Here is a 21936-nt window from a genome sequence, read left to right on the forward strand (position 1 = left end):
GGGAAAGCCCTAGAGGTGCCCGGAGGGGACTCGCTGGCCGGGGACGGCGGTGTCGAGCAGCATCCGCAGCGGCGCCGCCTTGACCACGGTCTCGTCGAACTCCGCCGCCGGGTCCGACAGGGCGATGATCGCGCCGCCGACGCCGTACCGCAGCCGCCCGCCGCTCAGCACCAGGGTGCGGATGACGATGCTCAGGTCGGCGGCCCCGTTCAGCGAGAAGTACCCGATGGCGCCGGAGTAGAGGCCGCGCGGTCCGCCTTCGAGCCGGTCGATGATCTGCATGGTCCGGATCTTCGGGGCTCCGGTCATCGAGCCGCCGGGGAACGCGGAGCGGACCGCCGCGACCGCCGTGGTGTCGGCGCGCAGCCTCGCCCGCACGGTGCTGACCAGCTGGTGCACGGTGGCGTACGTCTCCACCTGGAAGACCGGGTCGGCCACCACCGTGCCGACCTCGGCGCAGCGCCCGAGGTCGTGCCGGACCAGGTCGACGATCATCAGGTTCTCGGCCCGGTCCTTCTCACTGGTCGTCAGATCGGCGACCAGCAGCGCGTCCTCGGTCGGTGTCGCTCCCCTCGGCCGGGTCCCCTTGATCGGCTTGGACTCCATGAACCCCTGCCGGTCGACCCGCAGGAAGCGCTCCGGGGAGGTGCTCAGCACGGAAAGGCCGGGGAAGTCGAGGAAGGCGCCGAACGGCGCGGGGCTGGCCCGGCGCAGGAAGCGGTAGGCCTGCCACGGGTCGAGGTCGGCCGGCGCCTCGATCATGTTGGTCAGGCAGACCTCGTACGTCTCACCGGCCCTGATCTCCTCCCGGCAGCGCTCGATCAGGCCGAGGTAGGCCTCGCGGTCGTGCCGCAGCTGCAGGTTCGCGCCCTGGCACTGCGCGGGTGGTCCGCACGGTGCGGGCGGCTGGTCGGCGCAAGCCGCGAGCTGCGCCGCCGCCGAGGCCAGCCAGGCCCGGGCGGCGTCCTCCCGGCCGTCCTCGGCGAGGGCCAGCAGGTGGCTGGTGCCGGAGCGGTGGTCGAGCACGACCGCCCGGTCCGCGAAGACCATGGCCGCGTCGGGGTCGGCGGAGCGGTGTGTCCGCTCGCCGTCGCACTCGGCCTTCAGCTCGTAGCCCAGGCAGCCGACCCAGCCGAGCGCGAAGTCGAAGGGCAGGTCGGGCAGGTCGACCCGCAGGGCCTGCAGGTCGCGCTCCAGCCAGTCGAGGAAGGCGCTGTGGACGATCTGGGTCGCGTCGGCGCGCGTCACGGTCACGGTGCCGGCGAACACGTCGGCGGTGACCACCCGCGCGAGCGGGCCGGAGGCGTCGCCCAGGACGGAGACCTGTCCCAGGGCGCCGCCGGGGCGGCTGCTGTCCAGCCAGAACGGCCGGTCGCCGGAGCGGAACAGGCGGTCGAAGACCACCTCGGCGTCCCACTCGGTGGTCAGCCGCTCAGCCAGGACGCGCAGCCGCCGGACCGGTGGACCGTCGCCGGTGCCGGAATTCGCGTGCGGCGCGGTCCTCGGCCCGGTCATCGGCGCGGTCCTCGGCGCGGACCTCGGGGCAGGGGTCGCGGTCCGAGCGGGTCGGCGGCGGCCGTGCAGCCGGGTCAGCCGCCGGAAGTTCTTCAGCAGCCGGTGGCCGCCCTCGGTGCCGATGGACTCGGGGTGGAACTGCACGCCCCACAGTGGCAGCGCCCGGTGCCGCAGCGCCATGACCACGCCGTCGTCCTGGGCCCAGGCGGTCGGTTCCAGGTCGGCGGCCAGGTCGGTGACGGCGAGCGAGTGGTAGCGGACCACCTCCAGCGGTTGCGGCAGCCCGTCGAAGAGGCCGCTGCCGTCGTGCCGGACGCGTGAGGTGCGCCCGTGCCGGGGCTCGGGCGCGCGTTCCACCCGGCCGCCGTGGGCCAGGGCCATGCCCTGGTGCCCCAGGCAGACCCCGAGGACCGGGAGCCGCCCCTCCTCGGCGATCCGCGCGCAGAGGCCGAAGTCGGCGGGGCGGTGCGGGGTGCCCGGCCCGGGCGACAGGACGACGTTGTCGAACCCGTCGAGCAGCTCCGGCCGCCAGGCCGGGTCGTCGTTGCGGATCACCTCGGGCTCCCGCCCGTTCACCTCGGCGAGGTAGTGGAAGAGGTTGTACGTGAAGGAGTCGTAGTTGTCGACGAGAAGTGTGCGCATCAGAGGGTCCTTGTTCGGCACGTGCCCTGGACGGAAGGCTCGACGAGGCGGCGGTGGCACGTCAGGGCCGGTCGAGCTCGCGCGCTATCTCGTCGTTGACCGCCGTCTGGCGGTCGGTGAGGAAGAAGTGACCGCCGGGGAAGACCCGGAGCCGGAACGGTCCGGTGCTGTGGTGCTGCCAGGCCCGCGCCTCGGCGAGCGAGGTGCGCGGGTCGTCCTGCCCGGTCAGCACGGTGAGCGGGCAGCGCAGCCGGCGGTCCGGCGGGCAGCGGTACGTCTCGATCGCGCGGTAGTCGGCGCGCAGCGCGGGCAGTGCCATGCGCAGGATCTCGTCGTCGCCCAGGAGCTGGGCCTGGGTGCCGTCGAGCAGCCGGATCTCGGCGAGGATCCCGTCGTCGCCGAGCCGGTGCACCGTCTCGGTGCGGGTGGTGGAGGGCCCCCGGCGGCCGGAGGCGATGACGGCCTTCGGTGCGTGCGCCCCCTGCTGTTCGAGGCGCCAGGCCGTTTCGAAGGCCAGCACCGCGCCCATGCTGTGGCCGAACAGGACGGTGGGCCGCTCGTCCAGCGTGAGGAGCTGGTCGGTGATCAGGTCGGCCAGCGTGCCGATGTCCCCGACGCAGGGTTCGCGGCGCCGGTCCTGCCGTCCCGGGTACTGCAGGGCGATCACGTCGACGCCCGGGGAGAACCGGGTGGCGACCGGGCGGTAGAAGCCGGCGGAGCCGCCGGCGTGCGGGAAGCAGACCAGCCGCACGGGACTGTCCGGGGCCGGGTGGAAGCGCCGCAGCCACAGCGCCGTGGAGGTGTCCGTGCCGTTCACGGGGGCCGTTCCTTTCGATCGGACGGGTGGGGTCAGGCCTCGTGGACGGTGATCGCCCGGGACGGGCAGAGACCGCCCGCCCGGCGCACGTCCGGCCACTCCGCGGCGGCGGGCCGCCGGGTGACGACGGTGACCAGGCCGTCCTCGTCCTGGTCGAAGACCTCGGGCGCGTTCAGGACGCACTGGCCGGCGCCGATACAGCGGGTGGTGTCGACGGTGATGTGCATGAGGGTCCTCCCGGTGGTCGGTGCCTACCAGCGGACGGGCAGCTCGTGCAGCCCGCACAGCACGCCGTCGTACTTGAAGGGCAGTTCCTCGATCGGTACGGCGAGTTCCAGGGTCGGAACGCGCTCGAAGAGCCGGCGGTAGGCGATCTCCAGTTCGACCCGGACCAGGTTCTGTCCGAGGCACTGGTGCACGCCGTAGCCGAAGGCGACGTGGTGGCGTTCGGTCCGGGCCGGGTCGAAGGCGTGCGGGCAGGCGAAGACCTCGGCGTCGTGGTTGGCCGCGCCGACCAGCGGCACGATGCCCTCGCCCGCCCTGATGAGGTGCCCGGCGATCTCCACGTCCTCCACGGCCACCCGCAGCGACACCAGGTCGGCCACCGAGTGGAGGCGCAGGGTCTCCTCGACCGCGCGGTCGTCGCCCTTCCACTCCGGGTTGGCGAGCAGGGTCACCACCCCCAGGGCGATGTTGTTCGCGGTGGTCTCGTGGCCGGCGATCAGGAGCAGCAGCAGGACTCCGGAGAGCTCCTGCGTCCGGATCGCGCCGGTGGCCAGCAGCCTGCTGATCAGGTCGTCGCCGGGCCACTTCTCCTTGATGGCGACGAGCCTGTTGATGTAGCGCAGCAGTTCCCTGGTGGCGGTGTCGCGCTGCTGGTCGGTCGAGGCCCGGATGGTGATCAGCGTCCGGGTGCGGGACTCGAAGAAGTCCCGGTCGACCGGCGGCACCCCGAGCAGGGTCGAGATCACCAGCGACGGCACGGGGAGCGCGAACCCGGCGACCAGGTCCGCCTCGTTCCCTCCGGCGAGCAGTGCGTCGAGGCGCTCGTCGACGATGCGTTCGATGGCGGGGCGCATCTCGCGGACCCGCCGGACGGTGAACTCGGGGATCAGCGCCTTGCGGAACCGGTCGTGCTCGGGCGAGTCCAGGCCCACGAACCAGCCGGGGATCTGCTCCTGCCGGGGCACTCCCATGGTGGCGCTGATGTTCGGGAAGCCCGGATGGTCGGGGTTGGAGCTGATGCTGCGGCTGGTCAGCACCTCGCGCACGTCCTGGTGGCGGGTCACCAGCCAGCACTTGTTCCCGTTGGGCAGGTAGGACAGCACCAGCCCCTGCCGGCGGCGGTACTCCTCGTAGCGCGGCGGCGGGAAGGGCTCGCCGGGCCTGCGCAGCGGGAAGTCCACCACGGTGGGCTCGACGCCGGTCATGAGGCGCTCGCGTGGAAGGCGCGGATCTTCCCGGTGATGTACTCCTGGTCGGCCGCGGTCAGCGCGTTGTAGGTCGGCAGGTAGAGGCCGTCCTCGGCGAACCGGTTGGCGTTGAGCGTGGGCCAGTGCGGGGCGAGGTAGCCCGGCTGGCGGCTCATCGGCTTGAAGAAGAGCCTGGTCTCGATGCCCTCGCCAGCCAGGAAGGCGCGCAGTTCGTCGCGGCGTTCGGTGCGCAGGTCGTACATCCACAGCACGTCGCGCGCGGGCATCAGGGTGAGGCCCGGGATGTCCTTGAGGCCCTGGTCGTAGCGGTGTTCGATCTCGCGGCGGGTGGCGAGGATCTCCGGCAGGCGCTCCACCTGGGCGAGCGCGACCGCCGCCTGGAGCGCCGTCATCCGGAAGTTGTAGGCGAGTTTCTTGTGCAGGAAGCTGTGGTCCGTGGTGAAGGCCATGGCGCGCAGGTGCGCGAGCTGGCCGGCCAGGCGCGGGTCGTCGGTGAGGCAGATCCCGCCCTCGCCGGCCGTGATGATCTTGTTGGCGAAGAGCGAGTAGCACGCGATGTCGCCCACCGGGCGGATGCCGTGCGCCTCGGCGGAGTCCTCGACGACCCTGAGGTTGTACTGGAACGCGATGTCCATGATCGCGTCCATGTCGCACCGCCGGCCGTAGACGTGGACGGGCATGACGGCCTTCGTCCGCGGCGTGATCCGCTCCTCGATCCGCGCCGGGTCGATGTTCAGGTCGTCGCCGCAGTCGACGAAGACCGGGGTCGCGCCGGTGTAGCTGACGGCCCAGGCGGTGGCGATCATGGTGAATTCGGGGACGATCACCTCGTCGCCGGGGCCGATGCCGAGCGCTCGCAGTGCCAGGGTGAGCGCCGTCGTCCCGGACGAGCAGGCGACGCCGTGCGCGATCGAGTTGTAGTCGGCGAAGGCCTGCTCGAAGCGCCGGACGTAGGGCCCCTGCGAGGAGATCCAGCCGTCGTTGATCGTGGCGGTGACGTATTCGAGTTCCCGGCCGTCGAGACCGGGCCGTGACACGGGGTACCTGAACGTCATGTGGTCCTCACTCCTGGTGCTCCGTCACTTCTGGACGCGGGTGCGGTCGCCGCTGCCCGGGCGGCTCAGCGCGGGGAGGCCGAGGATGAGGTCGGCGGCCCGGACGCGGCCGCCGGCCGCCCGCTGCAGCCCCCCCAGTCGTTCGGCGCGGCTGCGGAACGACGGATCGTCCAGCACCCGGGTGAGCTTGTCGACGACGTCGTCGGGGTCGACGGTCTGCGGCCGGTCGAGGGTGAGGCTGATGCCGAAGTCCCGGCCCCGCACCGCCTGGTCGAAGCAGTCCACCCAGAGCGGGCGCACCACCAGGGGCTTGCCGAAGTACACGCCCTCGTGGAAGCCGTTGCCGCCGCCGTGGGTGAAGAACACGGCGACCGCCGGGTGGGCGAGGACGTCGAGTTGTGAGGGCAGCCAGCTCTCGATGCGCAGGTTGCCCGGGAGCGACTCCCGCGCGGGCAGCAGGCGCTGCTGCTCCTCGGGCAGCTTCCACAGCACGTCGTGCCTGCCGTCGAGCCGGCGGGCGACCTCCACCAGGGCCCCGACCTGGTCGCGGGTCAGCCGGGTGATGGTGCCGAACCCCATGTAGACGACGGACGACCGGGCGTCGAGCCAGGCGCCGAGGCCGTCGTCCGCCCCGGTGCCGGAGGCTTCCGGCAGCGGTGGCATCACCGCGCCGACCAGCTTCATCTTCTCCGGAATGTCGAAGGGGTAGTCCAGCTCCGGAACGGAATTGCACAGGACCATTTCGGCCCGGTCGATCCGGGTCATCGGACTGGGCGCCGGCAGGCCCAGTTCCCTGCGGATCCGGTTGTCCGCGGAGAGGACCTTGCTCATGCTCGGGGTGAAGAACAGGGCCAGTGTCCGGAGCTTGAAGAATCGATTGCCCAGACGCTGTGCGAACGTCATCGGGAACGGAAGTCCGGAGTGCGGGACGGGAAAGTCCTTCGGGGTGTAGGAGCTGCCGAACGGATTGTGCGACGTCAGCACATTGCTGGGCAGGAACGGCACGCTCAGGACGAAGGGGATGTTCCTGGTCAGTGCCAGATCGACGGCGAACGAGCTCATGGATTCGATCACCATGAGCGCCGGGTCGATCTTCGCCACCAGGGATTCCAGGCGGCGGTACTTCTCGGCCTGGAGATCCGGCCGGTACGACTGGCGGATGACCGCGCGGTGCGCCTTGAAGCGCGAGGTCTGGGTGACCTCGCGGTAGACCTCGTCGCTCCAGCTGACGGCCGACAGCTCGGAGAAGACCTCGCCGAGGGAGGCGAACTCCACCGGCGTACGCCCCGCCGACCCCTGCACGTCCGCACGCCGGGGCTCGTCGGTGGCGAACCACAGGTCGGGCGTGCCGCGCTGCGCGAGCTCGCGGGCCAGGACCAGCATCGGGTTGAGCAGGCCGCTCTCCGGCAGGCTGACGAAGAGGATCGGCCGTGGTGCGGTGGTCATCGGACTCCCTGGGGCATGGCCGGGGCGGGGCGTGGTGGCTGCACCAGAACTTGGTCTCACGGCCGGCGCCGGGAAATCCTTAGACTCGGGCGGCGCACGCCCGGGGCGGCACCGGCGCGGAGGGGGTTCGAGCGTCCGGTATGCCCGGATTGTCGGTACGGTGGCGGGGTTGCCACGGCTCGCCACCGACAGTCATTCTTGATACTTCTCATATGGTTCGGATCGTCGACGGAGGGTAGCCTGACGCAGGGCGCGCACCTTTGTGGTGCAGCGCTCTAAATGTTCCCGGGAATATCGAGACCCGGACTGTTTCGCCAGGGTGACGGGGGGATTGCTTTCATGAATCACGCGACCACTCCGGTGCTGCCCACCCCGATAGCCGGCCGTACCGGCGAGCTGAAAGTCCTGGAGACGCGGCTCGACGCCGCCCGCCGCGGCCGGGCCGGCCTGGTGGTGATATCCGGGACCACCGGAATGGGCAAGACCCGGCTGCTGCGGGCCTTTCTGGAGAGCGCGGCCGACCGGGACGTCACGGTCTCGCACGGCGCCTGCGGGCGGACCGCGGTCGGGCCGGGCTACGCCGCCGCGCTGGCCCTCCTCGGCCGGTTCGGCCTCACCGGCCAGGACGTGGCCGACCGGCCCCGGGCCGCCTCGCACTACCAGGTGCTGCACCGCCTGCACACGCTCGTGGCCGGGCTGACGGCGGACCGCCCGCTGGTCCTGGTGCTGGACGACGCCCACGCCTGCGACGAACAGTCCCTGCGCTGGCTGGACTTCACGCTCCGCCGGGCCCAGGGCCTGCCGCTGCTGGTGGTCCTCGCCCGGCGCACCGAGGGCGAGCCGGCCGCCCCGCAGGCCTGGGCCGACCTCGTCGCGCAGCCCGCGTACTCCACGGTGCGGCTCGGTCCGCTCGGCCTGGCCCAGATCGGCGCCCTGGCCCGGCAGGTCTTCCGCGCACCGGTCGAGCCGTCGTTCGCCGAACGTGTCCTCGCCTGCTCCGGCGGCAATCCCCGCCGGGCCACCCGGCTGCTGCGCGCGCTCTGCGCGGAGGGCGTACGGCCGGACGCCCGCGGTGCGCACCGGGCCGCCGAACTCGGCGGCCGGCTGGTCGTGCTGTCCGTGCACGGCCGGCTCGCCCGGATGCCCGCCTGGGTCCGCGAGGTGGCCACCGCCACCGCGGTGCTCGGCGAGGACTCGCCGGACCTCGTCGCCGCCCTGGCCGGCATCCCCGGCGCCCTGGTCCAGGACGCCCTGGGGCTGCTGCGCCGCTGCGAACTCGTCGCCGCGCGGCACCCGGCCCGGATGGACGAGGCGGTGCGCCGCGCCGTCCTCGACCCGCTCGGCGGCGGCGAACTCGCCCGCCTCCGCACCAGGGCGGCCCTTCTGCTCAGCGATGCCGGACGCCCGGCCGAACAGGTCGCCGGGTACCTGCTCCAGCTCCCGGGCACCCCCGAGCCGTGGATGGTGACGGTGCTCCGCGAGGCGGCCGCACTGGCCGAGGCCCGCAGCGCGCCCGGCAGCGCGGCCGGGTACCTGCACCGGGTGCTGGAGGCCGAGCCGCAGGACGACGCGGTGCGCCTGCGGCTGGCCGACGCCCTGGCCCAGGCCGACCCGATCGAGGCCGTGCCGCTGCTGCGCGAGGCCCTCGCGCGGGCCGCCGACGTGCGGGCCAGGGCCAGGATCGCGGTCCAGTACGGGATGACCTGCCTGGCCGCCCACCAGGCGCCGGCCGCCGCCGGGGAACTCGCCGCGATCCTGCGCGCCCTGCGGGCGCAGCTCGGGCCCGAGGACGAGCTGCGCACGGCCGTCGAGTCGGTCCTGCTGATCACCGGCTCGGCCGACCGCAGCACGGTCGCCCCGCTGCGCCGACGCGTCGAGCAGCCGGCCGGGCCGGACGCCGACGGCGCCGCCGCGCAGCAGCGGCACGCACTCAGCGCGCTGCTGTCCGCGTTGTACGGCAGCTCCAGGGAGGTGACGGTCGACCACGCCCGGCAGGTGGTGAACGCGGCGGGCCCGGTCGGGCAGAACTGGCCGCTGATCACCTCCGCGGTGGCGCTCGGCCTGGCCGACGAGACCCAGGACGCGCTCACCGTGCTGGAACGCGCGCTGCGGTACGGGCAGGGGGAGCACACGGCGTGGACCCGCGCGCTCGCGCTGTCCGGCCGGGCCCTGGTCCGCTACGCGATCGGCGCGATCCCCGAGGCGATGGCCGACGCCCGGACCGTCATCGAGACCGTCGGCGAGGAGAGCTGCGGCGCACGGCTGGCCCTGCCGCGGGTGGTGCTGGCCTCGGCACTGCTCGACCGGGGCGAGACCGGGCCCGCCGCAGACCTGCTGGCCGGGATCGCCCGCCCGCAGCCCCGGGGCTCGGTCCTGGACTACCACCCGTACCTGATGGCGCGTGCGCGGGTGCGGTGGGCCGTCGGCGACGGCGAGGGGGCGCTGCGCCTGCTGGTCGAGAGCGGCCGGGCCCAGCGCGAGGCGGGCCTGGTGAACCCGGTGTTCGCCCCGTGGTGGTCGCTGGCCTGCGAGGTCCTCGCCTCGCTCGGCCGCCCCGACGCGGCGCGGGAGTACGCGGAACACGGCGCCGAGTCGGCGCGGCGCTGGGGGACGGCGCGGGGGCTCGGGCTCGCCGCGCTCGCCCGCGGCGTGATCACCGGGGGGCGTCCCGGGGTCGAACTGCTCGCCGAGGCGGTCGCGCGGCTTTCCTGCTCGCCCGCCGCGGCCGAGCACGCCCGGGCGGAGTACGCGCTCGGCCGGGCCCTGCTGACGATCGGTGACCAGGCCGGGGCGCGGGAACACCTGCGTGCGGCCGCCGACCGCGCCCGGTGCTGCGGGGCGCTGGCCCTCGCCAGAGCGGCCCGCCGGCTGCTGATCAGCGCCGGTGGCCGGATGCGCGAGATCACCACCTCGCGGGTCGACATGCTGACCGGCGCGGAATGCAAGGTGGCCGGCCTGGTGGTGAGCGGGGCCAGCAACCGCCAGATCGCGCAGACCCTCTTCGTCACGGTGCGCACCGTGGAGACGCACCTGACGAACGTCTACCGCAAGCTCGGGGTCGGTCACCGCGCGGCGCTGGCCTCGGCGCTGCCCGCCCGGGCCGTCGTGGTGCCGGACGGCCGCCGCTGACCGGGGGCGGCGGCCGCACCGGTCCGGAAGAACCGCACGATCGTCCGAAGACCTGGGACTGACCATGGATCTGCCACCTGCCCTGCCCCGCTCCGGCGCCACCGCCCCGGGAGCCCCTCCGGCGGACCCGGAGCCGATCCACCGGGAGACCGAACGGCGAACCCTGACGGCGCTGCTCGCCGGCCTGCGGTCCGGCCGGCCCGCCGTCGTCACGGTGGCCGGCCCGCCCGGTTTCGGCCAGAACGGGCTGGTGCGCTGGGCGGCCCACCGGGCGGAGCGGGACGGGTTACGGGTCCTGCACGTCCGGGCGGCCCGGTTCGAGCGCGAGGTGCGCCACGGCGCCCTGGCCCGGCTGCTCGCGCCGCTCGACGGCGCGGCCGGTCGCACGGGACACACCGGCGGTCGACGGGCCGGGCCGGGCGCACCGCCGGGGCCGCCGGAGCCGGGAGAGTCGCCGGAGCCGCGGGAGCTCCCGGGGCCGGCCGAACTGGCCGCCACCGCACGGCGGTGGCCCACCCTGCTGGCGGTGGAGGACGCCCACTGGCTCGACGCCGCGTCGCTGCACTGGCTGTCCGCCCTGGTCCGGCGGTCGGTGGAGCTGCCGGTGGCCGTACTGGCGAGCGGCAGCGGTGTCACGGCCGAGGGGCCCGACTGGCTGAGCCTGCCCGCCGGCGCACCGGACCAGGTCGTGGTGTGCGAACTCACCCCGGCGCCGCTGGACGCCGCTGCCGCGGCCGCCGAGGTGGCGCGCTTCTGCGGCCGGGCCGGCGACCGGCACTTCACGGCGGTCCTGCACGAGATCGCCGCCGGCCACCCCGCGCTGCTCCGGGAGTCGCTTCGGCAGTTCGCCGCACTCGGACACCAGCCGGTCGCGGCGCGGGCGCCCGAGCTGAGGACGATCGGCGGCGGCGTCCTGGGGGACCACGTCGCCCGGGTGCTGAGCGGGCTCGGCGCCGAGGTGGCCGCCGTCGTGCGGGCGCTGGCCGTCTGCGGCGAGCTGCTGGACTTCGACGCCGTGTGCCGGCTCGCCCGGGTGAGCGCGCCGGGCGAGGACCGGCTACGGGCGGCACTGGCGGCGACCGGCTTCGTCCGCCCGTCGAGCGGCCGGCCGTACCTGGAGCCGGCGGTGCGGGCCCGGGTGCTGGAGGAGATGACCGTCGGCGACCGGGCCGACCTGCACACCGGGGCCGCCGAACTCGCCCACCGGGCGGCGGCGGACGACCAGGACGTCGCCGCCCTGCTGCTGGGCGCGCGGGCGACCGGGGCGCCCTGGGCGGCGGCCGTGCTGCGCCGCGGCGGCCTGACCGCCCTGCGGCACGGGGAGCCCGATCGCGCGACCGGGCTGCTGGCCCGTGCGCTGGAGCAGGAGGGCGACCCGCGGACCCGCGGCCGGCTGGACCTGGAGCTGGCCGTCGCGGAGCTGCTGAGCACGCCGGAGGCGGGGGACCGCCGGCTCGGCGGCATCGTCCGCAGCGCGGCTTCACCCGCCGCACTGCGGGTCCGCGCGGCCGACCTCGGACTGGGCTGGGGCGACGCCGACGCGATGCGCCGGGCCGTGGCCGAGGTGCTGCCGGCGACCCGGGGGCTGGAGCGGGACGATCTGATCGCCCTGTTCTGGTCCGCCGACGCCACCCCACCGGACGGCTCCGCGTCGTTCCCGCCCGAGGTGCCCGCGCTGCCCGACCCGCCGGCCTCGCCCGCGCAGGCCGGGGTCCGCGCGTGGCACCTCGCCCTGGCCGGTGACGGCCCGGAGCGGGTCAGGGAGCTCGCCCGCGCCGCGCTGGCCGGCCGGGAGGCTGTCGGCGGCGGGCTGTTCCAACCGCGCCTGGCCGCCTGCAAGGCCCTCATGCTGGCCGACGACCACGACGAGGCCGAAGCCGGACTGACCTCCCTGCTGTCCGAACTGACGGATGATCACCTCCTGGTGGGGCTTGCCCCGGTGCTCGCCGCCCGGGCCGAGCTGCGGCTGCGCCGGGGCAGGCCGGCCGCCGCGGAACGGGACCTCGGCGCCGCCGAGCGGGCCCTGCGACCGGTCGGCCGGTACGCCGTCACCCTGGCGCACCTGAGGGCGGTCCGGATCGTCGTCGAGCTGGAGTCGGGCCGACCGGACACGGCCGGAGCGCTGGCCGCGGCGCCGCTGCCCGATGCCGCGCAGGCCGGCGAACACTGGCCCGGGCTGCTGTTCGCACGGGCACTGGTGGCATCGGCCGGGGCGCGGCCGCAGGAGGCCAGGGAACTCCTGCTGGAGGCCGGCCGGCGGCTGCTGAACCGCCACCGCGTCAACCCGGCGCTGCTGCCGTGGCGTTCGCTCGCCGCACGGGCCTGCCGGGCGCTCGGGGACGAGCAGGAGGCGCGCCGCCTGAACCGCGCGGAGCTGCTGCTCGCCCGGCGGTGGGGGACACCGAGCGCGCTCGCCTGGGCCGAGCTGTGCGTCGAGCTGTGCGCCGGGTCGACCGAAGGGTCCGACCGGCCGGCCGCCCTGCGCCGGATCGTGCGCACGGCGGGCAGCGGGCCGGCCGGACCGGGCGGGCCTGCCCACACCCGGGCGCTGGCCGAGCAGTGCGCGGCCGAACTGGCGCAGGGCGGCCGCCGCGCCGCCGCGGCGGCGCTCGCGGAACTCTCGACGTTCGAGGACGCGACCCGTCCGGCCGGCCCGGTGGCGACGCGGGCCCGCCACCTCGCGCAGGAGCTGGCGCGGTCCGCCCGGTCGTGCGGCGGGGCGCACGCCCTCTGGGACGCTCTCACCCCGGCCGAGCGCCGCACGGCCCGGCTCGTCGGGCGCGGGCACACCAACCGCTCCGCGGCCGGCGTCCTCGCGGTGTCCACCCGCACGGTCGAACTCCGGCTGAGCCGCACCTACCTCAAGCTCGGAATCACTGGCCGCCAGGAGCTGTGCTCGTTCCTGCGCGCGATGGAAGGACGCTGAACGGATGCTGCTCGAACGGGACTCCCAGCTGGCCCTCGTACGGGAGGCGCTCCGCGACTGCGAGCGCGGCGGGTCCGCCCTGCTGGTGACCGGCCCGCTCGGCAGCGGCCGGTCGGCACTGCTGACCGAACTGGCCACCCGCGCCGAGGCGCAGGGCGTGCGGGTCCTGCGCGCCAACGCGGCACCGATGGAGCGGGACTTCACCCTGGGCGTGGTGCGCCAGCTGCTCGACAGCCTGCTTGCCGTGCCGCCCCGGTCGGAGCGCGAGCGCCGCCTGCGCGAGGCGGGCGACGCCCGGCAGGTGATCGGCGACGGCGTCCAGCCCGCCGGGGGAGCGGACGCCGCCCCCGGCGCCGGTGCCCACGACGGTGCCGACGCCGTGCAGGACGGCCTGCTGGCACTCCTGGGCGCCATCGGAGCGCAGACCCCGCTGCTGCTCCTGATCGACGACCTGCAGTGCGCCGACGAGGCGTCGCTGCGCTGGCTCGCCCACCTCACCGTGCGACTGCGCGGCCTGCGGGCCGTCCTGGTCTGCGCGCTGCGGGGCGGCGACCCGGCTTCCGCCGACCCGCCGGTGCGCGAGGCGACGAGCGGGATGCGCCGCCTGCCGGTCCCCGGTCCGCTGTCACCCGCCGCCACCCGACGGTTGGTCGAACGTCACTTCGGTGAGCCGGGCGACGAGGAGTTCGTCCGGGCCTGCCACGAGAGCGCCGCGGGCAGTCCGCTGTTCCTGACCTCGCTGCTGGCGGGTCTGGTGGCCCGCGGCGCCCGGCCGAACGCCGAACACGCCCACACGGCACGCCGGTTGCGCCCGGCCCGGCTCCGGGACCGGCTGGCGGGCTGCCTGCGCACCCAGCCGCAGCCGGTCCGGGACCTGGCCGCGGCGATGGCGACGCTCGGCGAGGAGAACGACCCCGGGCTGGTCGCGGCGCTCGCCGGGCTCGACCGGAGCGGCTGCGCCGCGGCGGCGCGGGCGCTGCGCAGGCTGGGTCTGCTGGTCGGCGGGGAGGCGCCGCGCTTCGTCCACCGGGTGGTCCAGGACGCGATCGAGTCCACGATGACCATGGCGGAGCGGACCGGCCGGCAGGAATCGGCGGCGGAGCTGCTGTACCGCAGCGGGCGCCCGGCCGAGCAGGTCGCCGCACAGCTGGTGGCCGTTCCGGCGGCCGGCCACGCCTGGGTGGTCACGGTGCTCCGCACCGCGGCGCAGAGCGCGCTGCGTCGCGGCGCTCCCGAGACGGCCGCCCGCTACCTGCTGCGCGCGCTGCTGGACAGCCCCGAGCAGAACGAGGACCGGGCCCGCCTGCTGATCGAACTGGCCGCCGCCGAGCACGCGTTCGACCCGGTGGCGGGGGAGCGGCACGTCGCCCAGGCGATCCCGCTGCTGGCCACCGCCACCGACCGGGCGGCCGCGGCGCTGCGCCTCGCGCCCGGTGTGGTGGGTGCGGTCGGCCGGTCGTCGCTGGTCGTGCTGCGGCAGACCGCCGTGGAGCTGGGCCCCGCCGACCTGCTGCGGGGCTCCGCGCGTGCGGTCGCCCTGCGGATGGAGGCGCGGCTGCGGTACTGCGCGCGCGAGGACGGTGCCGAACTCGCCGCCGCAGTAGCGCGGTTGTGCGGGCTCGGCGAGGAGCCGGCGGTCTGCTCGGGTGCCGAGCGCGAGTTGCTGGCCGTCCTGTTGGACGCGGCGACGCTCGGCCGCAGCCTGCCGGCCGCCGAGGTCGCCCGCCACGCCCACCGGATCCTGGAGCGCGAGCCGGCCACCGCGGTGCCGACGCACTCCGTCCTGCCGCTCGTCGTGTGCGCCCTGGTCGGCGCGGACTCGACGCGCTCCGTCCAGGCCTGGCTGGCGGCGCGGGAGCGGACCAGGCGGGAGAGCGGCGCGGCCGCGGACGCGCTAGGCCACGCCGAGCACGCGCTGGTCCAACTCGGTTGCGGGCGCCTGGCCCTGGCGCGGGAGCACGGTGAGCGGGCGTTCGACCTGGCCGCGTCCGACTGGCAGCGCAGCGGTGCGCTCGCCACGGCCGCGCTCGCCGCGGTCGCCCTGGAGGGGCGGGACGGCGTGCTGACCGAACGGGTGCTGGCCGAGGCGGCCCGCCGACCACCGGCGGGCCTGTTCGAGACGGCGATGCTCCGCTTCCTCCAGGTGTCGGTCGAGGCACAGCGCGGCCGGCGGGAGCAGGCCCTGGAGACGGCGCTGGCGTGCGGCCGGGAGCTGATGGCGGCGGGCTGGCGCAATCCGGTGCTGTTTCCGTGGCGGCCCTGGGCGATCACCTTGTCGCATCTGCTCGGCGACTCCTACACGGCACAGGCGCTCGCCGAGCAGGAGTACGCCGAGGCGCTCTCCTGGGGGGCGCCGGTCGGGGTCGGCCGCGCGCTGCGGCTGAAGGGGCGACTGCAGGACGGCAGCGCGGGTACCGAGCTGCTGCGCGAGGCCGTCGAGATCCTGCGCGGCTCCGCCAACGAGCTCGAACTCGCCCGTGCGATGCGCTCCTTGGGGAGCCGGCTGGGGCGGGGCGCGGAGGCGGAGGCGATGCTGCGCGGAGCCGCCGAGCTCGCGGCCGCCTGCGGCACCCCGTGGCCCGGTCCGGACAGCGGCGCCGCGATCGGCGCGCCGGCCGGGGCGGTGCTGACCCCCGCCGAGCGCCGGGTGGGTGCACTCGTGGGCGGCGGGCTGACCAATCAGGAGATCGCCGAGTCCCTGGGGGTGAGTTCCCGCGCGGTGGAGAAACATCTGACGAACTCCTACCGGAAGCTCGGGATAACGGGCCGGCGCGAGCTGACCGCGCTCCTCGGCGGGGCGCCGGCCGCCGCCTGTCGGTGAGCGGGGCCGGGGGATTCCCGCGGTCCTCGTACGGTGGTTCGGTGACCGCCCGTTCGGCCCCCCGGTGGCGGGGCCGGACGGGCGGTCCGGCATTCCCGGTGCCATCGCTGGTCAGCGCGGTGACCGGCGGTGCGCCGGGCACCGCACCGTACCGAACCCCCGAAGGTGTGGATGCGGACCGAACCGTACCGGTGATCGACCACGGGGTTGGCGGTGAACATGCCTGGGCGCATTGACCGGAATCGCCGCGCAAATCTAGGCTCTCTTTCGTACCCCATCGTGTTGGCCGTGGAAATGCCAGCGGTGCGGCGGGTACCTGCTCCCGGGCCTTTTCGGCTCCCGTGCTTTCGAGTTCGTGAAGGGAAATGAGTTCCTTGGCTATTTCCGCTCCCGTCCTGGAGGACTCGGCGCCGACCGTGGCGCCGGATGTCGAGTCCGACCGCGCCGGGTCGGCCCAGCTCCATCCGCTGCTCGACCAGCCGGGTCTGAACATGGCCTGTCTCGATCGGACCCTCACGATCCAGGAGGCCACCCAGGAGTTCTTCCGGCAGTTCGGGAACTCCGCCGCCGGCCTGTGCGGCCGCACCTTCTGCGATCTGGTCCACCCCAGCGTCCACCAGCCGCTGCTGCGGCAGTTCGCCGGCCTCGTCGAGGGCCGCCGTGACCGCTTCGCCACCGAGGTCATCGCGGTGGGCGCCGGAGGTGACGCGTTCACCGTCCCGCTCACGGCCGTCGCCGTCCAGAGCGGGACCCCCGAACTCTCCTCCATCCTGGTGATGATGTCGGCGCGCCGGGAGGCCGCCGACCCGGAGGTCGCCAGCAGTCGCAAGAAGATCCTGAGCGAGATCGACGCCCGGATCCTCGAAGGCATCGCGGCCGGCGTCTCCACCGTCCCGCTGGCCGCGCGGCTCTACCTGAGCCGCCAGGGCGTCGAGTACCACGTGACCTGCCTGCTGCGGAAGCTCAGGGTGCCCAACCGGGCCGCCCTGGTGTCCCGCGCGTACTCCATGGGCGTCCTCAAGGTGGGAATCTGGCCGCCCAAGGTCGTCCAGGACTTCATCAAGTGAGGCCGCGCGGCCGGCACCGGGCCGTCCGCCCGGTGCCGTCCGCGCGCTGCCGGGCCGAGGTCCTGACCTCGGCGAGCCTGCCCCGGCCGGGCCGGTGAGCGCCTGGCGTTCCCGGTCCGGTGGCGCGCGGGATCACGCCGCCGCCCAGGCGCTCGGCGCCCGGTACGGCACGAACCTCCAGCAGGCCCGGCGCGGCGCCGCGACCGGTGCCGTGCGGGAGGCCTCGGCCGCCACCGCGCCCTCCCGGCAGTGCCGCAACAGCGCCACGGTGATCGCGGCGAGTTCCTCACCGCTCACCCGGCCGCGCAGGATGCGCAGGACCGGCCCCTGAACGTCTCGGTCGACAACGTCGACAACGGTGTCGACTGGCACGATTCCCCCGTTTCCGCAGGAGTGATGGGCGGCACCGGTCGATTCGATTCACCGACCGGCGGGTGGCACGACTCCGATCGTACGGAGACCGCACTGGGGAAATTCGCAGAGCCGGCGCCGGCGCGCGGTGGCCGCGCACGGCGGCCGGGAGCAATGCGGGGGTGCCCGACGTTGCCCTGGCGGGACATCAACTCAGTCCCGTGGATGGCGCGTTGGCAAGGCCGGCCGGCCCTGCGGCGCGCCGGCGTGCCGTCCCGGGCGTGGAACAGGCGCGCGGCACGGTCGCCACGACCGAAACGAGGACGCCCGTGCCACCACCCCGCTCCGTCCGCCGTCCGCTGATCGCGCTGCTGGCCGTGCTCGCCGCGCTCGCGTTCCCGATCGCCCCGGCGGCCGCCGCCTCCGCCGGCAGCGGCGCCGAACTCCCCCGGCTCCGCTCGCTCTACGTGGCGATGCCGGACGGCGTCCGGCTCGCCGTCGACGTCTGGCTGCCGCCGGGCACCACCGTCGGCCGGCGGCTGCCGACCGTCCTGCAGACCGAACGGTACTGGCGCTCCCGGGAGCACACCGGCGGGCCCGAGAACGACCCCAGGGCCGGTGTCGCGGGCCGCTGGAACGAACGCGGCTACGCCTTCGTGGTGGCCGATCTGCGCGGCACCGGCGCCTCGTTCGGCACGCTCGACGCCGAGCTCGGCCGGGCCCTGATCGCCGACAGCGGCGCGCTCGGCGACTGGATCGCCGCCCAGCCCTGGTCCAACGGCCGGGTCGGCACGACCGGCGTCTCCTACGGCGGCGACACCGCGATCCTCGCCCTCGGCCTGCGCAACCACCACATCACCGCCGCCGCGCCGAACTCCTACGACTTCGACCCCTACGAGGACCTGATCCGCCCCGGTGGGCTGCTGATCGAGCCCCGGGTCGCCGTCTACTCCCTGCTGCTGCGGATCCTCGACCGGGCCGACGGCACCACCTGCGCGACCAGCGCCGAGACCGAGCGGCTCTGCGAGGAGTACGGGCTGACCGGCGCCGCGCCGAAACCCGTCGACGGGCCGGACGGACCGGCGCTGCGCGCCGCCGCGCGCGCCGAGCACGCCGCGAACGCCAACCTCGTCGACCTCGCCCGCACCGGGGTGCACCGCGACTACACCGACGGCCCGCAGAGCTGGGCGGTCACCGGCGTGGCGCAACGCTCCGCCGCCATCGAGGCGGGCGGCGTCCCGGTGCACACCGACGCCGGGTGGCTGGACGCCGGCACCCCCAACGGCGTGCTGTCCCAGTTCACCGGCCTGTCCAACACGCAGGAGAGCTGGATCGGCCCCTGGAACCACGGCCAGGGGTACCTGGCCGACCCGTTCCTGCCCAGCCGGCAGCTCACCGGCGCCGAACGCCAGGAGATCGGGGAGCGGACCTTCGCGTTCTTCGACCGCTACGTCAAGGACGGCGAACACCCCGACGGGAAGCGCCGCGTGCACTACTACACCCTGAACGAGGGCCGCTGGCGGACCACCGACCGCTGGCCGGTCCCCGGGACGAGCACCCGGCGGCTCTACCTGGGCGACGGGAACACCCTCGGACGGCAGCGGCCGGCACCGGCCCCCGGGCGGTCCGACAGCGACCCGCTGGTCCTCGACCCCGCGGCCGGCACCGGCCCGCTGGACCGCTGGAACACCAACCTCACGGCCGATCCGGTCAGTTACCCCGACCGCGCCGCCGTCGACAGGAGGCTGCTCAGCTACACCAGCCCGCCCGTCCACGAGGACACCAGGGTGACCGGCCCGGGCCGGGTGACCCTCGACGTGACGGGCGTCAGCGGCGCGAGCGACGGCGCCCTGCACGTCTACCTGGAGGACGTCGCCCCGGACGGCCGGGTCACCTACATCACCGAGGGCCAACTCGCCCTCACCGACCGGGCGGTGGCCCCCCGGTGGAGCAACCCCGACTGGCGCCGGCTGCGCACCCCGCGCAGCTACGCGGCCGCCGACGCCACGCCGTTCCCGCAGGGCACGCCCCAGCAGGTGACCCTGGACCTCCAGCCGACCTCGGTCCTGTTCCGGGCCGGTGACCGGATCCGGCTCACCGTCGCGGCCGCCAACCCCGACTCCTTCCAGCTCCTGCCCGCCGACGGCAGGGCCGCCTACACCATCGGCCACGGCGCCGTGCGGCCCTCCTACGTCGACCTTCCGGTGGTCGGCTGACGGCTCCCGGCCGGGCGGCCCGCACGGCCCCGGCACGCGGCGCGGCGCCGTGAGCCGGGCATGCCGCGCCGCGCCCGGTCAGTCACTCCCGGCGGGAGCCGTGGGGCCGGGCCGGTGGGACGGGTCGGTCGCGAGGTCGATGAACAGGGCGGCGGACCAGCCGAAGCCGGAGGCCGCCCGGGGTGCGCGGGCGCCGGTCAGCGGGTTCCAGTACTCGTAGAGGCCGCCGGCGTCGCGCACCATGGCCAGGGAGCGGCGGTGGAGCTCGTCCGCGGTGGCGGTGAAGCCGGAGCGGCGCAGGCCGTCGACGAGCAGGTAGTTGACGTTGAGCCAGACGGGGCCGCGCCACATCGTGTCCGGGTCGAAGGCGGGGTCGTCGAACGCGACGGTGGGGACGGGGTGTTCGCCCCAGAAGGAGCCGGAGCGGAGGGTCCGCTCCAGGGCGGCGGCCACCTCGGCGGGCAGGCGTCCGGTGAACAGCGGCATCAGCTCCAGCACCGTCCGGACGGGCACCGGCGCGTCGTCCGCCAGCGTGACGAAGCGGGTGCCGTCCCAGCGTTCGGCGACCAGCAGCTCGGCGTGGGCGGCGGCGCGCGAGCGCCATCGGGCGGCGTCCGCCGGCAGGCCCAGGGCGTCCGCGATGTCGGCCAGGCGGTCGGCCTGGTGGATCAGGTAGGAGTTGAGGTCGGGGGGTTCGGCCCGGGGGCCGTAGTCCCAGACGGGGCTGTCGTCCAGGCCGGACGAGTAGGGGTGCAGATAGGCGGGGAGGCCGTCGCCGTCCGGGTCGGAGGCGGCGAACCACCAGTCGTGCGCGCGGACCAGCGCGGGGTAGACCGAGGCGAGGAACGGGAGGTCCGGGGCGCTCTGGTGGATCTTCCAGACGGCCCAGGCGGCCAGCGGTGGTTTGGTGACCGGCACCGGGTCGGGGGAGGGCGCGGTGCCGTTCGCCCGGCCGACGTGTTCGCTCAGCCGGGCGTGGTCCGAGCGGGGGAGGTCGGTGGTCTCGGCGAGCACGCCGTGGTCGTGGACGACGTCGGGGAGCCGGCCGTCGGGGAGCTGGTGGTCGAGGAGCAGCCGGATCTGGTCGCGGGCGAGCGCGGGCGAGGCGTGCCGCAGGGCCACGGCGTGGAAGAGCGCGTCCCAGTTCCAGACGCCGACGTAGCCGTACTTGGAGGGGACGAGCCCCTCGCGGCCGCCGATCGGCAGCAGGTTGACGGCCAGCGTCCACCAGGCCATCCGGGCCCGCTCGGCGAGGTCCGCCCGGACCGGTGGCATGCGGGCGAACCAGGCGTCCCAGCGGGCCTCGGCCGCGGCGCGCACGGCCGGCTCCGACCAGGTCCCCGCCGGGCCGGTCAGCACGTGGCAGCCGGTGAGCGCGAGGGCCTGGTCCGCGCCGTCGGGCCGGCGCCAGAAGGCCTGTGCGCGGTGGCCGGCGATCACCAGGGTCGAGGTGTCGGCGAACAGCAGGGACACCCCGCCGGCGAAGGCCACTTCGGTGGGTGTCGCCGAGACGACGGGCAGCACGCGTCCGGCGCGGTCGCGCACGACCAGGCCGCTCAGTTCCACTGTCTCCGTGAGTGGTGTCTCGTACTCGGCCCGGGCCACCCGGAGTCCGTCCGGGTGGGCCGTCACCAGCAGGCGCGAGCCGCGCTCGGTGAACGGCCGCTCCACGAGGTCCAGCGTGAACATCAGCGCCCTCCCAGGCCCGAGGAGGCCATGCTGTTGAGGATCTTGCGCTGCCCGACGAGGAAGGCGATCAGCATCGGCACCACCGTCATCGCGGACAGGGCGGCGGTCAGCCCGTAGTCGATGCCGCCGCGCTGGGCGTTGAAGGAGTCGAGCAGCAGCGGGATGGTGAAGAGGTCCGGGGTGTTCAGGAACACCAGCGGGAAGAAGTAGCTGTTCCAGCTCGCGAGGAAGACGATGATGCCGAGCGTCCACAGGCCCGGCCGGATGTTGGGCAGGATGATCCGCCAGAAGATGGTCCAGCGGCTCGCCCCGTCGATCCGTGCCGCGTCCTCCAGTTCGACCGGGACGGCCCGGATGAACTGGCGCAGCAGGAACACCGCGAACGGGTTGGCGACGGCCGGCAGGATCAGCGCCAGGTGCGAGTCGATGAGGTGGAGCCTGGCCAGCATGATGTAGAGCGGCACGATGGTGACCTGTGCCGGGACCATCTGGGTCGCCAGGAAGAGGCCGAACATCGGCCCCGAGCCGCGGAACGGTATCCGGGCGAAGGCGTAGGCGGCCATGGCGCCGGTGAACAGGGTGGCCGCGACGGTGATCGCCGCGATGTACATGCTGTTCCAGTAGGCCCGTCCGATCGGCACCTGGCGGAGGACGTCCGGGTAGTTCCGCGCGCGCCACGGCCCGGGCAGCCAGGCCAGCGGCTCGTTGATCATCTGGTTGACGCCCTTGAAGGAGGTCAGGATCATCCAGATGAACGGAAAGAGCATGAGCAGGCCGCCGAGGGCGAGGACGGCGTGCAGGAGGAGCTGCTTCCGGTTGGTCATGCCGG

Annotated in this window: 14 protein-coding genes; 5 read left to right on the plus strand and 9 right to left on the minus strand. The window is 74.7% G+C overall.

Annotation, left to right across the window (positions count from 1 at the left end; translation table 11 throughout):
- Positions 1–9 precede the first annotated feature (9 nt).
- The 6 genes from pabB to ACFVYI_RS05895 form a co-directional block, all read right to left on the minus strand.
- Positions 10–2157, minus strand: coding sequence for an aminodeoxychorismate synthase component I (gene pabB / locus ACFVYI_RS05870; RefSeq protein WP_387881899.1), 2148 nt, complete (start codon positions 2155–2157; stop codon positions 10–12).
- A 61-nt stretch (positions 2158–2218) separates the two neighbouring features.
- Entirely contained in the window at positions 2219–2974 is a 756-nt protein-coding gene (locus tag ACFVYI_RS05875; RefSeq protein WP_387881900.1) for a thioesterase II family protein, read from the minus strand.
- A gap of 32 nt (positions 2975–3006) precedes the next feature.
- Entirely contained in the window at positions 3007–3201 is a 195-nt protein-coding gene (locus ACFVYI_RS05880) for a ferredoxin (RefSeq protein WP_387881901.1), read from the minus strand.
- Positions 3202–3225: 24 nt separating this feature from the next.
- Positions 3226–4404, minus strand: a complete 1179-nt coding sequence (locus ACFVYI_RS05885; RefSeq protein WP_387881902.1) for a cytochrome P450 — start codon at positions 4402–4404, stop codon at positions 3226–3228.
- Positions 4401–5462 (minus strand): DegT/DnrJ/EryC1/StrS family aminotransferase, encoded by a 1062-nt coding sequence (locus ACFVYI_RS05890; protein WP_387881903.1) that lies wholly within the window; start codon positions 5460–5462, stop codon positions 4401–4403. Before ACFVYI_RS05890 ends, ACFVYI_RS05885 begins: the two co-directional genes overlap by 4 nt.
- A gap of 24 nt (positions 5463–5486) precedes the next feature.
- Positions 5487–6908, minus strand: a complete 1422-nt coding sequence (locus tag ACFVYI_RS05895) for a glycosyltransferase (protein ID WP_387881904.1) — start codon at positions 6906–6908, stop codon at positions 5487–5489.
- 339 nt (positions 6909–7247) lie between these two features.
- Here ACFVYI_RS05895 and ACFVYI_RS05900 point away from each other — a divergent pair, with 339 nt between their 5' ends.
- The 4 genes from ACFVYI_RS05900 to ACFVYI_RS05915 all read left to right on the plus strand — a co-directional run bounded on the left by ACFVYI_RS05900 (position 7248) and on the right by ACFVYI_RS05915 (position 16851).
- On the plus strand, positions 7248–10037 hold the full coding sequence (locus ACFVYI_RS05900) for an AAA family ATPase (protein WP_387881905.1): 2790 nt from the start codon (positions 7248–7250) through the stop codon (positions 10035–10037).
- 64 nt (positions 10038–10101) lie between these two features.
- Entirely contained in the window at positions 10102–12963 is a 2862-nt protein-coding gene (locus tag ACFVYI_RS05905) for an AAA family ATPase (protein ID WP_387881906.1), read from the plus strand.
- Between the two features lie 4 nt (positions 12964–12967).
- Positions 12968–15784 (plus strand): ATP-binding protein, encoded by a 2817-nt coding sequence (locus tag ACFVYI_RS05910; RefSeq protein WP_387881907.1) that lies wholly within the window; start codon positions 12968–12970, stop codon positions 15782–15784.
- A 380-nt stretch (positions 15785–16164) separates the two neighbouring features.
- Entirely contained in the window at positions 16165–16851 is a 687-nt protein-coding gene (locus tag ACFVYI_RS05915; RefSeq protein ID WP_387882036.1) for a LuxR C-terminal-related transcriptional regulator, read from the plus strand.
- Between the two features lie 132 nt (positions 16852–16983).
- Here ACFVYI_RS05915 and ACFVYI_RS05920 read toward each other — a convergent pair whose 3' ends face one another.
- Positions 16984–17223 (minus strand): hypothetical protein, encoded by a 240-nt coding sequence (locus ACFVYI_RS05920; protein WP_387881908.1) that lies wholly within the window; start codon positions 17221–17223, stop codon positions 16984–16986.
- Positions 17224–17531: 308 nt separating this feature from the next.
- On the opposite strand from ACFVYI_RS05920, the gene ACFVYI_RS05925 reads away from it, so the two are divergent.
- Positions 17532–19418: a CocE/NonD family hydrolase gene (locus ACFVYI_RS05925; RefSeq protein ID WP_387881909.1), complete on the plus strand. Its 1887-nt coding sequence runs from the start codon at positions 17532–17534 to the stop codon at positions 19416–19418.
- Between the two features lie 78 nt (positions 19419–19496).
- Here the strand turns inward: ACFVYI_RS05925 and ACFVYI_RS05930 are convergent, their stop codons facing one another.
- Together ACFVYI_RS05930 and ACFVYI_RS05935 are read right to left on the minus strand one after the other, a co-directional pair.
- A complete protein-coding gene (locus ACFVYI_RS05930) occupies positions 19497–21107 on the minus strand; it encodes an amylo-alpha-1,6-glucosidase (protein ID WP_387881910.1) in 1611 nt (536 codons plus the stop codon).
- Entirely contained in the window at positions 21107–21931 is an 825-nt protein-coding gene (locus ACFVYI_RS05935; protein WP_387881911.1) for a carbohydrate ABC transporter permease, read from the minus strand. The genes ACFVYI_RS05930 and ACFVYI_RS05935 overlap by 1 nt, the downstream gene beginning before the upstream one ends.
- Positions 21932–21936 lie beyond the last annotated feature (5 nt).

Origin of the sequence: Kitasatospora sp. NPDC058218, from assembly GCF_042882445.1 — a bacterium.
In the GTDB taxonomy this organism is placed as follows: Bacteria; Actinomycetota; Actinomycetes; order Streptomycetales; family Streptomycetaceae; genus Kitasatospora.